We start from the raw sequence: 12,377 nt of genomic DNA on the forward strand, positions 1-12,377 counted from the left end.
TGAACTGCAATCCAACGAAAGCCTGCATCTAAGCAGGCTTTTTCTGCTTGCTAGACAGCTTGAGCCGTGAGTTGTTTCAGCAAGCGATCCATCGCGCGATAGCCTAGCGCTTCTGATAGATGTTTCTTTTCGATCTGCTCGTTACCGTCAAGGTCGGCAATGGTTCGTGCCACCTTAATAATTCGATGATAAGCACGAATCGATAAACCCAAGCGATGTAGTGCTGTCTCAAGAAACTCTGCATCTTCGCGTCGCAGTGGGCAATACTTCTCAATTTCTCGGCTACCTAACAGTGCATTCGATTTATGGTTGCGAGATAGCATTAACTCTCGCGCCTGCCTAACCCTTTGCTTAACTACTTGAGTGGTTTCACCGCGATCACCGCCTTCGGCCAACATTCCTTTTGGCAACAGAGGTATCTCCAATGACATATCGAACCTATCCAGCAAGGGCCCAGATAAGCGATTGAGGTAACGCAGGATGATCTGTGGGTTGGCGCGCGCCTGGTTACCTTCGTAATAACCCGTTGGACTTGGGTTAAGTGCACCGACCAATTGAAAACGCGCAGGAAAACGAGTCTTGCCCGCAGCACGGGAGATAATGATCTCGCCCGACTCTAGTGGCTCTCGTAATGAATCAAGCACCTTGCGCTCAAACTCCGGCATCTCATCTAAGAACAATAAGCCGTTATGCGCTAAAGAGATCTCTCCGGGGCGAGGCACCGAACCACCACCCACTAATGCCGCCATTGAACTGGAATGGTGAGGAGAGCGAAAAGGTCGTTGCTTCCAGTTGTATTGATTGATTTCTTGTTGCGTTAACGAGGCCACCGACGCGGTTTCCATCGCTTCGTCATCACTCATTTCAGGTAATAGGTCACGCAGTCGAGAAGCGAGCATAGTTTTTCCGGTTCCGGGTGGGCCAAGAAACAATAAGTTATGATTCCCAGCAGCGGCTATCTCTAGAGCTCGCTTGCCTTGTTGTTGGCCGATAATATCTTGTAGGTCGCGAAGCACTGAAACATCAGCCTGATGATGTTCCGTTCTATATAGCCCAAGCTGAGCCTGTCCACACATGTCAGCACAAACCTCCAACAAGGTTTGTGCAGATTTATGCGCTCCCTTGCCCACCAGCGCAGCCTGATCACCGTTATGATGTGGGACAACTAAGCATCGCTCTACACTGTCGGCGGCTAACGTCGCAGGCAAAACGCCCTTTACCGAGCGAAGTTCTCCTGACAATGCCAACTCACCGATAAATTCATGTTGAGCTATTTTTGATGTCGGAAGCTGATCTGACGCCACCAAAATCCCAAGCGCGATGGGCAGGTCAAAACGGCCACCTTCTTTGGGCAAATCGGCTGGGGCGAGATTGACCGTGATTCTTTTCGATGGAAACTCAAAGCGAGAATTGATGATCGCGCTTCTCACTCGGTCTTTAGATTCCTTGACCGTTGTTTCAGGTAGACCCACCAGCGTGAAGCCAGGCATTCCGTTGCTTATATGCACCTCAACGGTCACTTCTGGCGCCTCTACACCCACACTAGCTCGGCTATGAATTATCGCGAGTCCCATAACTTTCCTTTGTCTTTGATTTAAAAGTATTCGCTCTGGATATTCGTTGCTCACCAAAGCGATAAGGTTGTTATATAGCTTGGTGGAATGGTATTTTAATGTGAAAAAAGAATGACATTTCCCTTGTCATGCGGCAGATTTGTGTGATAACACTAGAGATGTAGACATTTACTGAAGACAATAAACGAGAAAACTCGAATATTATGATTTTTAACGCTCGCATTTACGCACTGATTAACCTGATTATCGTAGTCATTATTAAGACTGCGCGGGGGCGAGTGGGAAGAAAGTAACCACGAATTAGAAAAAACCCCCGCACTGACAAGTCCGGGGGTTTTTTCTAATTTAAACATTCGATTTTTATATTTTTGAGCATTTTCGGCTTTGCCGATTTACAGGAAGAATGGGAGCACAAGATGTGCAGAGACAAAGGAAACAGTTACCAAAATAAAGGTAATACGGGAGAATTCCGATGAAAGGCGCAGAACTAGTCGTATCCGCACTCAAGCAACAAGGAATTGAGACCGTATTTGGTTACCCCGGTGGTGCCATCATGCCAATCTACGATGCACTCTATGACGGCGGGGTTGAACATATCCTATGTCGCCATGAGCAAGGCGCCGCTATGGCCGCGATCGGCATGGCTAGAGCAACACAAGATGTCGCTGTTTGTATGGCAACCTCGGGACCAGGTGCAACCAACCTAGTCACTGGCCTTGCTGATGCCTTTATGGATTCAATCCCATTGGTTGCTATCACAGGTCAGGTTGCAAGTTCCCACATTGGTACCGATGCATTCCAAGAAATGGATGTGATTGGTATGTCTCTGTCATGTACTAAACACAGCTACCTAGTAACTGATATTGAAGAGCTAGCTCCAACCCTCGCTGAAGCCTTTGTGGTAGCAAAGTCTGGCCGCCCTGGCCCGGTTATCGTCGATATCGCTAAAGACGTTCAACTAGCAGAAGCACCTGTTAACGCTCTTCCTGAATTTACTCCACCCGCAATTCCTGTTGCGACAACTGATGCCATTGAACAGGCACAGTACTTTTTGTCTCAAGCGACCCGTCCTGTTTTATACGTAGGTGGTGGTGTTCAACTTGCTAAAGCAACCGATGCGGTTCGTGAGTTTTTACGCCTAAACCCAATGCCAGCAGTAAGCACACTGAAAGGCTTGGGCACTATCGAACGTGACGACCCACACTACCTTGGCATGCTGGGTATGCACGGCACTAAAGCCGCTAACCTTGTGGTTCAAGAGAGTGACCTGTTGATTGTTGTCGGTGCTCGTTTTGATGACCGAGTAACTGGCAAACTCGATACCTTTGCGCCGCATGCTAAGGTTATCCATATCGATATCGATGCCGCTGAGTTCAGCAAACTGCGTCTTGCCAATGCGCCAATTCGCGGTGACATCAACAAGATCATGCCTCAACTAGAGCTAAGCCAAGACATCTCCTCTTGGGTTCATCACTCTGAAGGTCTTCGTAGCTCATTCAAATGGCGTTACGACCACCCTGGTGATCTGATTTTTGCTCCACTGCTGTTGAAGCAACTGTCAGACATGATGCCAGCAAGCTCTATCGTATCGACTGATGTGGGCCAACACCAAATGTGGGCAGCTCAGCACATTCAGCCTCGCGATCCACAGAACTTCATTACCTCTGCCGGTTTAGGCACCATGGGCTTTGGCTTGCCAGCTGCAATGGGTGCTTCGGTTGGGCGTCCTGATGACCAATCTATTCTAATCTCTGGTGATGGCTCGTTCATGATGAACGTGCAAGAGCTTGGCACACTGAAACGCCGCCAAATCCCAGTGAAGATGGTGCTTCTAAACAACTCTCGCTTGGGTATGGTTCGCCAATGGCAATCGTTGTTCTTCGATGGCCGCCACAGTGAAACCATCCTAGATGACAACCCAGACTTCGTGATGCTAGCGAAAGCGTTCGATATCCCGGGTAAAACCATCACGCGCAAAGAAGAAGTAGAGCCAGCACTGAAAGAGATGCTAGAAAGCAAAACCGCTTACCTACTTCATGTTCTTATCGATGAAGAAGAGAACGTATGGCCACTAGTACCGCCAGGTGCTTCAAACAGTGAGATGTTGGAGAACACATAACATGAAAAGATACCTATTAGACATCAAAGCCGATGATAAGCCTGTACTACTAGAGCGTGTTCTTCGTGTTATCCGCCACCGTGGCTTTATTGTTAAGCAAGTCGCGGGCACTCAAAACCACGAAAGTAAAGTGGCGAGTGTAGAGATCATTGTAGACAGTGACCGTCCAATCTCTTTTTTGGTCAATCAAATCGAAAAGCTGTGGGATGTGCGTACCGTTGACGTTATCTCGATCAGCCGTAATGAACTGCCAAACAACAACTTACAACAAAAGATAAACGCATAAGGAACCGCAAACATGACAGCTAAAACAGCAGACTATATTTGGTTTAACGGTGAGATGGTTCCTTGGGCAGAGGCGAACGTTCACGTCCTGACTCACGCAATGCACTACGGTACTTCTGTGTTTGAAGGTGTTCGTTGTTACAACACACCAAAAGGGCCGGTTATCTTCCGTCACCCTGAACATGCTAAGCGCCTAAAAGACTCAGCAAAAATCTATCGCTTCCCTATTCCTTACACTGAGGAAGAAATTATGGAAGCGACTCGCGAAACGCTACGCCAAAATAAGCTAGAGTCAGCGTACATCCGCCCTCTAGGTTTCGTAGGTAACGTTGGTTTGGGTGTCTGCCCGCCAGAAAATACTGAGATGGAACTGATCATCGCTGCTTTCCCTTGGGGGTCTTACCTAGGCGAAGAAGCACTAGAAAACGGCGTTGATGCAATGATTTCTAGCTGGAACCGTGCCGCTCCAAACACGATCCCAACCGCAGCAAAAGCCGGTGGTAACTACCTATCTTCACTATTAGTTGGTGGCGAAGCTCGCCGTCATGGTTACGATGAAGGCATCGCACTGAGTGTTGATGGTTACCTTTCTGAAGGGGCTGGTGAGAACATCTTTGTGGTACGTAACGGCGTGCTATCGACACCACCAGCGACCAGTGCGATTCTGCCGGGTATCACGCGTGATTCGATCATGACACTAGCAAAAGACATGGGTTATGAGATCCGTGAAGAGAACATTGCTCGTGAAGCGCTATACCTTGCTGATGAAGTATTCATGACAGGCACAGCGGCGGAAATCGTTCCGGTTCGTAGCGTAGACAAAATTACAGTAGGTGAAGGCAAACGCGGTCCTATCACTGAAAAAGTTCAAGCGGCTTACTTTGGTCTATTCAATGGCACCACTGAAGATAAGTGGGGCTGGTTAGACTACGTTTATCCAGCAGGCCAAACTTCAGAAAACCAAACGCAAACAACTAAGTAAGCAACAGCCAAATATTTTATAAGGATTTAAGCAATGCCAATCTATCGTTCAGCAACGACTACCCACGGACGCAACATGGCTGGTGCGCGCGCTTTATGGCGTGCAACTGGCGTTAAAGATGATGACTTCGGTAAGCCAATCATCGCAGTTGTAAACTCGTTCACTCAATTCGTACCAGGCCACGTTCACCTTAAAGATATGGGTCAACTGGTTGCGGGTGAAATCGAGAAAGCGGGCGGTATCGCTAAAGAATTCAACACCATCGCAGTCGATGATGGTATCGCAATGGGCCACGGCGGCATGCTGTACTCACTGCCATCACGTGAGCTTATCGCGGATTCAGTAGAATACATGGTCAATGCACACTGTGCGGATGCGATGGTGTGTATCTCTAACTGTGACAAAATCACTCCGGGAATGATGATGGCAGCAATGCGCCTTAACATCCCAGTGATCTTTGTATCAGGCGGCCCAATGGAAGCGGGTAAAACTAAGCTTTCCGATCAAATCATCAAGCTAGACCTTGTTGACGCAATGATCCAAGGTGCCGATCCAACCATTTCTGATGAGCAAAGTGAGCAAGTAGAGCGTTCTGCATGTCCGACATGTGGTTCATGTTCAGGTATGTTCACAGCGAACTCAATGAACTGTCTAACAGAAGCGCTTGGTCTATCTCAGCCAGGTAACGGTTCTATGCTAGCAACCCACGCAGACCGTGAAGAGCTATTCATCAATGCTGGTAAGCGCATCGTTGACCTAACCAAGCGTTACTACGAGCAAGATGACGCATCAGCACTGCCTCGTAACATCGCGAACCGCGCAGCCTTTGAAAATGCAATGGCTCTAGATATCGCAATGGGTGGCTCGAGTAACACCGTTCTTCACCTATTGGCAGCAGCTCAAGAAGGTGAAGTCGACTTTGATATGGGTGATATCGACGAGATGTCTCGCCGCGTTCCACACCTATGTAAGGTTGCACCTTCAACGCCTAAATACCACATGGAAGACGTTCACCGCGCTGGTGGTGTAATGGCTATCCTAGGTGAATTAGATCGTGCTGGCCTACTGAACAACCAGACTCGCACAGTGCTTGGTCTAAGCATGCAAGAGCAGCTAGCTCAATACGACATCATGCAGACAGAAGACGAAGCAGTGCTTAAGTTCTTCCGTGCTGGCCCTGCAGGCATTCGTACTACCAAAGCATTTTCACAAGATTGCCGTTGGGATCGTCTTGATGACGACCGTAAAGAAGGTTGTATCCGTACTAAAGAGAACGCATTCAGCCAAGAAGGCGGCCTGGCGGTTCTTTCGGGCAACATCGCGGTTGATGGCTGTATCGTTAAGACAGCAGGCGTTGATGAAGAAAACCTGAAATTCCAAGGCCCAGCTATCGTATTTGAAAGCCAAGATAGTGCTGTTGATGGCATCTTAGGTGGCAAAGTGAAAGCGGGCGAAGTGGTTGTTATTCGTTACGAAGGTCCTAAAGGTGGTCCGGGCATGCAAGAAATGCTTTACCCAACCACTTACCTAAAATCAATGGGTCTAGGCAAGTCTTGTGCTCTTCTAACTGACGGACGCTTCTCTGGCGGTACATCCGGTTTGTCTATCGGTCACGCTTCTCCAGAAGCAGCAAGTGGCGGTGTGATTGGTCTAGTAAACACTGGCGATATCATCACTATCGACATCCCTAGCCGTTCAATCACACTTGATGTGCCTGAAGCCGAGCTAGAAGCGCGTCGTGTTAAGCAAGACGCACTAGGCTGGAAACCAGAAAACCGTCAGCGTGAAGTTTCATTCGCACTGAAAGCTTACGCAAGCATGGCAACCAGTGCCGACAAAGGCGCCGTGCGTGATAAGTCTAAGCTAGAGGGCTAGTCTATGAGTGATGACACGGTCAGTCCCCAAAAACAAACTGGCGCAGATTATCTGCGTCAGATCCTGAGAGCGCCAGTTTACGAAGCCGCAATCGTGACACCTCTGCAAGAGATGCCTCGCTTAAGTGCTCGCATTGGTAATCAGGTTCAGCTAAAGCGTGAAGACCGTCAGCCGGTCCACTCGTTCAAGCTACGTGGTGCCTACAACATGGTATCAAGCCTTTCTGAGCAGCAAAAAGCCGCAGGTGTGATTGCTGCATCGGCGGGTAATCATGCTCAAGGTATGGCTCTGTCTGGCTCTAAGCTGGGCATTCAGACTACGATTGTGATGCCAAAAACCACGCCAGACATCAAGGTTGATGCGGTACGTGGCTTTGGCGGTAACGTGGTTCTGCACGGCAGCAACTTTGATGAGGCCAAGGCAGAAGCCGAGCGTCTTTCTGCTGAACATGGCTTTACCTTTGTGCCGCCTTTCGATCACCCACTGGTGATTGCAGGACAGGGCACCATGGGTATGGAGATGCTGCAGCAGAATGGTCATATGGATTACATCTTTGTGCCGGTTGGTGGTGGTGGCTTAGCTGCGGGTGTTGCTGTATTAGTAAAACAGCTGATGCCAGAGATTAAAGTCATTGCAGTAGAACCAGAAGATTCGTCTTGCTTAAAAGCGGCCCTCGATGCCGGTGAACCTGTGGTACTGGATCAGGTCAGTATGTTTGCTGATGGTGTTGCGGTTAAACGCATTGGTGAAGAGACATTCCGTCTTTGCCAACAGTACATTGACGGTCACATTGCAGTCTCTAGCGATGAGATATGTTCTGCGGTGAAAGACATCTTTGAAGACACTCGTGCGATTGCTGAACCTTCAGGAGCGCTTGCTCTGGCTGGTTTGAAAAAGTTTGCTGAACAGAACCAACTGCAAGACAAGCAATTAGCAACGGTATTGTCTGGTGCTAACACCAACTTCCACGGTCTGCGTTATGTCTCTGAACGTTGTGAACTAGGTGAGAAGCGAGAAGGTCTACTTGCGGTTACGATTCCAGAGCGACAAGGAGCATTCCTAGAGTTCTGTAATATTATTGGTGGTCGAGCGGTAACTGAGTTTAACTACCGCCACAACGACGAAAGCCTAGCGAATATCTTCGTTGGTGTACGCCTACAAGGTGGTCAAGAAGAACTCGAACACATCATCAATGACTTACGTGAGGGCGGCTACCCGGTTGTCGATCTCTCTGATGATGAGATGGCAAAACTGCACATTCGTTACATGATTGGTGGCAAACCATCAAAACCATTGAAAGAGCGCCTATACAGCTTCGAGTTTCCTGAATACCCAGGAGCCTTGATTAAGTTCCTTGATACCTTAGGTACCCACTGGAACATCAGCCTGTTCAACTATCGTAACCACGGTGCCGATTATGGTCGCGTATTGTGTGGCTTCGAACTTGGCGATGATGATTTAGCTCAGTTCTCAACACATTTACGAGAGCTTGGTTATCAGTGTAAAGATGAAACCGATAACCCTTCCTACAAGTTCTTCTTGTCTTAAGAATTAAACTATCAAACCCAAAAGAGCGAGTTTTTACTCGCTCTTTTTATTGATGCTGATTCAGCTTAAGCTTGAAAAGGATCTTCTTGTAAACAGATCATTAGATCGCCTTGCGATGATCCAACCAATCTTGGTGAAGTTGCTCACTCGATCCTAGGTACTTCACCATCCATTCGATCAGTTTATGGTTATCGTCTTTTCGCCAGACCAAACAACAATGACTCTGCGGGCTCGGTTCAGGCAGTATTTTTTCCACCAGCAAGCCTTGTTCGATAATTGGCGCGGCAATGTGCCTCGGCATATAACCCACCCCTACTCCATTTTTAAGGCATTCAATTGCGCTATACCAATTGGGTAACAACAGGCGTCTTTGACTTGAGTAGTGGCCTGTGTGTCGCTTAGGGAGCACACTAGAGGTATCGTCCAAACATATTGCGGGATACTGGCTAACAAACTCTTCATTGAGGTTTTGCTCTCGCACACACGGGTGGCTTGGCGACATCACAAACGCCCAATCTAGGCGTCCCATATCTTTAACCTCAAAGTCGCCGCCGACCGGAATCGCCGAGGTCGCACCAATCACAATATCCGCTCTGCCCTGTGCAATCGCCTCCCAAGAGCCATTAAACACCTCCATGTTGATCTGAAGCTCTGCAAACTCAAAGGTTTGGTAGAACTCTTCAATCATCGGCTTCATTTTGTCGAGCTTAACCACGTTATCGAGCGTTAGGCGCAAGGTTTTCTTCCAGCCACGCGCTGCTCGGCGAGTCTGGGCACTGACCTCTTCCATCTGTCTCAGTAACGCACGTGCCTCTTCAATGAACAATTCACCTGCCGGTGTCAGCTCTACTTTTCTTGGTAAACGTCTGAAAAGTAGAACATCCAGTTCTTGCTCAACCTGCCTAACACCGTAGCTGATCGCCGATGGTACTTTGTGCAATTGTTCTGCCGCCGCAGTAAAACTGCCTAAGCGAGCTACCGTATCGAGCATTTCTAAAGAGGATTTAGAGAACATAAGCCTTCAAATTTTTTGATTGATAACCACATATTTTAGCGTTTTATTTTATCAGGTTCGAAAAATAGAATGTCAGCATAAATAAACAGGGGCTTTCACTTCTGTATATCAAACAATTTTTTTGATGATAAAAACATCACTACCTTTAGCTTAATGGCATCTTATGAATATTTCTAAATTTCAATTGGTCTACCTTGCAGTTCTTTCAATGCTTGGCTTTATTGCGACCGATATGTACCTTCCTGCATTTAAGGCAATGGAAGTTGATTTCGCAACCGGCCCAGAGCAGATTGCCCTGTCTTTAACGGTATTCCTTGGCGGTATGGCAATGGGTCAGCTTCTTTGGGGTCTGGCGAGTGACAAGTATGGTCACCGTAATACGCTGGCGGTTGGTCTTGTTATCTTTACTGCAGCTTCATTCGGCTTAGCATTCAGCACCGAGGTATGGCATCTACTGACACTGCGCTTCATTCAAGCGATCGGCGTATGTGCTCCTGCGGTAATCTGGCAAGCAATGGTTATCAAGCGTTACTCACAAAGCAGTAGCCAACAAATTTTTGCAACCATCATGCCTTTGGTTGCGCTATCTCCTGCATTAGCACCTCAGCTAGGTGTGTTACTGGCGGATAGCTTTGGCTGGCACAGCATCTTCATCACATTAACCTTGATGGGTGCACTGCTAGTGGCGACAACAATGGCTCAACCAAAAGAAGCGCCTGAAGTAAAACAGACATCGATTAAGACAGACATCAAGATGTTGCTTAAATCAAAGCCTTACATGGGTAATGTCTTAATGTTTGCTTCAGCATCTGCAGCGTTCTTCGCTTACCTAACGGGTATGCCAGAGATCATGGCTCAACTAGGTTATGAAGCAAAAGACATCGGTTTGAGCTTTATCCCACAAACAATCGCGTTCATGGCGGGTGGTTACTTCGGTAAGCAAGCAGTGAAGAAATATGGCGATGGCGTTGTACTAAGAAACCTTATCGGTTTGTTCAGTGTAGCGGCGATGCTTATCTTTATCGCATCACAGTGGGAACTGACGTCAATCTGGCCTCTACTTGCGCCTTTCTGTTTGATTGCTGTCGCAAACGGCGCACTTTACCCAATCGTAGTAAACCGTGCTCTATCAAGCGCTAAACAAAGCCCAGCAACAGCTGCTGGTCTACAAAACAGCCTGCAAATCAGTATCAGTGGCCTATCAAGTGCATTGGTCGCGGCAATGGCTAGCCAAGCACTAAGCGCGACGGGTATTGCCGTTGTGATCTGTTTGGGTGCGTTGTGGGTTGGCTATATTGTTTCGAACAAAGAGCTTTCTGAACACTTCGCGACACCTGACAACTCTCGAGTAGTCGCTGACGAGAAACAAGACTAGTTTCTAAGTTAACGAAAACAAAAAAGAGCGAGATTACTCGCTCTTTTTTTATATCTAGATAAATAAGAAAAAGCCAGTAGCGGTACTACTGACTTTCATTTAAATCATCTTATTTATTAAGAGACTACTTTTTCTTAGTCGGACGCTGCCAGTCAGCAATCTTACGTTCTTTCGCACGGCTGATAACCAGCTCATTTTCCAACACATCACGCGTCACTGTAGAGCCAGCTCCAACGGTAGCACCATTACCAATCGTAACAGGCGCGATTAATTGGCTGTCTGAACCAACGAATACGTCGTCGCCAATGATGGTCTTAAACTTATTCGCACCATCATAATTACAAGTAATTGCACCCGCCCCTACGTTTACACGCTGACCAATTTCAGCATCGCCCAAGTACGTTAGGTGATTCGCTTTAGAACCTTCACCAAGGCGAGTGTTCTTCACTTCAACAAAGTTACCAACGTGCGAATCGTTACGCATGTCTGCACCAGGGCGTAGTCGAGTGAATGGACCAACGGTACAGTCTTCCCCCACCGTTGCCCCTTCAATAACGCTGTATGGACGAACGATGGTGTTGTCGTCAATCTCACAGTCTTTCAGTACACATCCCGTACCAATAACCACATTATCACCAATGCTGACACTGCCTTCAATGATAACGTTAGTATCGATCTCGACATCCATACCGCACTGCAGATCACCGCGTAGATCAAAGCGGCTAGGGTCGCGTAGCATCACGCCTTGCTTCAATAGCTTATCGGCTTGCGTAGCTTGGTAAGCGCGCTCTAGGCGAGCCAGTTGCGAACGATCGTTAACGCCTTCCACTTCAATTGGGCTTACTGGGTGTACCGCTTCAACTGCACGACCTTCGTCGTGAGCCGCAGCGATAACGTCAGTCAGGTAATATTCACCCTGTGCGTTGTCGTTGCTTAGACCTGACAACCAGCGCTTCAGATCGCCACCAGTCGCCACCATAACGCCGGTATTGATCTCTTTGATAAGCTTCTGCTCATCCGTTGCATCTTTCTGTTCAACGATAGCCACAACAGGGCCATTACGACGAATAATACGTCCGTAGCCCATCGGGTTGTCTAACACGACAGTAAGTAGCGCGATGCCACCGTTTGGTTGAGCGTCTAATAGGTTTTCAATGGTTTCAGGTGAGATTAGTGGAACATCACCGTAGAGCACCAATACTTTTTCATCATCAGCGAAATGTGCAGATGCTTGATCCACAGCGTGACCTGTGCCGAGCTGTTCAGCTTGCAGTGCCCAGTTTACAGATTCTTCAGCTAAGGTAGCCTTCATCTGATCACCACCGTGGCCGTAAACCAGGTTGATGTTTTGAGCGCCTAGACCATTACATGTATCGATAACATGTTTCACCATTGGCTTACCCGCAAGTGTGTGCAGAACCTTTGGTGTGTTTGAATACATGCGAGTGCCTTTGCCCGCCGCGAGAATTACCGCGCTAAACTTCATTGTAAACCTATCCAACGTTATTTTTATTAAGCCGATATTGTAACCGTTTTTGGGCAAAAAATTAAATCGCAATAACCATTTAACCGGTAGTGATACGTAAAAGAAGCATTTTTGAGAA

General features: G+C 47.7%; 9 protein-coding genes. 6 read left to right on the forward strand and 3 right to left on the reverse strand.

Features of this window, described 5'->3' with window-relative positions:
- Positions 1-50 precede the first annotated feature (50 nt).
- Complete coding sequence (locus A6D97_RS07880; RefSeq protein WP_017058783.1) at positions 51-1,574, reverse strand: YifB family Mg chelatase-like AAA ATPase; 1,524 nt, start codon at positions 1,572-1,574, stop codon at positions 51-53.
- 472 nt (positions 1,575-2,046) lie between these two features.
- Here A6D97_RS07880 and ilvG point away from each other — a divergent pair, with 472 nt between their 5' ends.
- The 5 genes from ilvG to ilvA are packed head-to-tail and all read left to right on the forward strand — an operon-like array spanning position 2,047 to position 8,383.
- Positions 2,047-3,693 (forward strand): acetolactate synthase 2 catalytic subunit, encoded by a 1,647-nt coding sequence (gene ilvG, locus A6D97_RS07885; protein ID WP_017058784.1) that lies wholly within the window; start codon positions 2,047-2,049, stop codon positions 3,691-3,693.
- A gap of 1 nt (position 3,694) precedes the next feature.
- Positions 3,695-3,979, forward strand: a complete 285-nt coding sequence (gene ilvM / locus A6D97_RS07890) for an acetolactate synthase 2 small subunit (protein ID WP_017055442.1) — start codon at positions 3,695-3,697, stop codon at positions 3,977-3,979.
- Between the two features lie 12 nt (positions 3,980-3,991).
- Positions 3,992-4,960: a branched-chain amino acid transaminase gene (locus A6D97_RS07895; RefSeq protein WP_065584154.1), complete on the forward strand. Its 969-nt coding sequence runs from the start codon at positions 3,992-3,994 to the stop codon at positions 4,958-4,960.
- Positions 4,961-4,993: 33 nt separating this feature from the next.
- A complete protein-coding gene (gene ilvD / locus A6D97_RS07900) occupies positions 4,994-6,835 on the forward strand; it encodes a dihydroxy-acid dehydratase (protein WP_065584155.1) in 1,842 nt (613 codons plus the stop codon).
- Positions 6,836-6,838: 3 nt separating this feature from the next.
- On the forward strand, positions 6,839-8,383 hold the full coding sequence (ilvA, locus tag A6D97_RS07905) for a threonine ammonia-lyase, biosynthetic (protein ID WP_065584156.1): 1,545 nt from the start codon (positions 6,839-6,841) through the stop codon (positions 8,381-8,383).
- A gap of 100 nt (positions 8,384-8,483) precedes the next feature.
- Here ilvA and punR read toward each other — a convergent pair whose 3' ends face one another.
- Positions 8,484-9,398, reverse strand: coding sequence for a DNA-binding transcriptional activator PunR (gene punR, locus A6D97_RS07910; RefSeq protein ID WP_017067697.1), 915 nt, complete (start codon positions 9,396-9,398; stop codon positions 8,484-8,486).
- A gap of 163 nt (positions 9,399-9,561) precedes the next feature.
- Between punR and punC the strand changes: the two genes are divergently transcribed.
- Entirely contained in the window at positions 9,562-10,773 is a 1,212-nt protein-coding gene (punC, locus tag A6D97_RS07915; RefSeq protein WP_017063021.1) for a purine nucleoside transporter PunC, read from the forward strand.
- Between the two features lie 124 nt (positions 10,774-10,897).
- On the opposite strand, the gene glmU is transcribed toward punC, so the two are convergent.
- Positions 10,898-12,259 carry a bifunctional UDP-N-acetylglucosamine diphosphorylase/glucosamine-1-phosphate N-acetyltransferase GlmU gene (glmU, locus tag A6D97_RS07920; protein ID WP_065584157.1) on the reverse strand — a complete coding sequence of 454 codons (1,362 nt, stop codon included), beginning with the start codon at positions 12,257-12,259 and terminating at the stop codon, positions 10,898-10,900.
- Positions 12,260-12,377: the final 118 nt, after the last annotated feature.

The sequence above is a fragment of the Vibrio sp. ZF57 genome, from assembly GCF_001691235.1.
Lineage (GTDB): Bacteria > Pseudomonadota > Gammaproteobacteria > Enterobacterales > Vibrionaceae > Vibrio > Vibrio crassostreae_C.

Bases quoted from the DNA above. Each gene is read 5' to 3' on its own strand.
- ilvM (WP_017055442.1), top strand. From the start codon at position 3,695: ATGAAAAGATACCTATTAGACATCAAAGCCGATGATAAGCCTGTACTA.
- ilvD (WP_065584155.1), top strand. From the start codon at position 4,994: ATGCCAATCTATCGTTCAGCAACGACTACCCACGGACGCAACATGGCT.
- A6D97_RS07880 (WP_017058783.1), bottom strand. From the start codon at position 1,574: ATGGGACTCGCGATAATTCATAGCCGAGCTAGTGTGGGTGTAGAGGCG.
- punR (WP_017067697.1), bottom strand. From the start codon at position 9,398: ATGTTCTCTAAATCCTCTTTAGAAATGCTCGATACGGTAGCTCGCTTA.
- ilvA (WP_065584156.1), top strand. From the start codon at position 6,839: ATGAGTGATGACACGGTCAGTCCCCAAAAACAAACTGGCGCAGATTAT.
- glmU (WP_065584157.1), bottom strand. From the start codon at position 12,259: ATGAAGTTTAGCGCGGTAATTCTCGCGGCGGGCAAAGGCACTCGCATG.
- punC (WP_017063021.1), top strand. From the start codon at position 9,562: ATGAATATTTCTAAATTTCAATTGGTCTACCTTGCAGTTCTTTCAATG.
- A6D97_RS07895 (WP_065584154.1), top strand. From the start codon at position 3,992: ATGACAGCTAAAACAGCAGACTATATTTGGTTTAACGGTGAGATGGTT.
- ilvG (WP_017058784.1), top strand. From the start codon at position 2,047: ATGAAAGGCGCAGAACTAGTCGTATCCGCACTCAAGCAACAAGGAATT.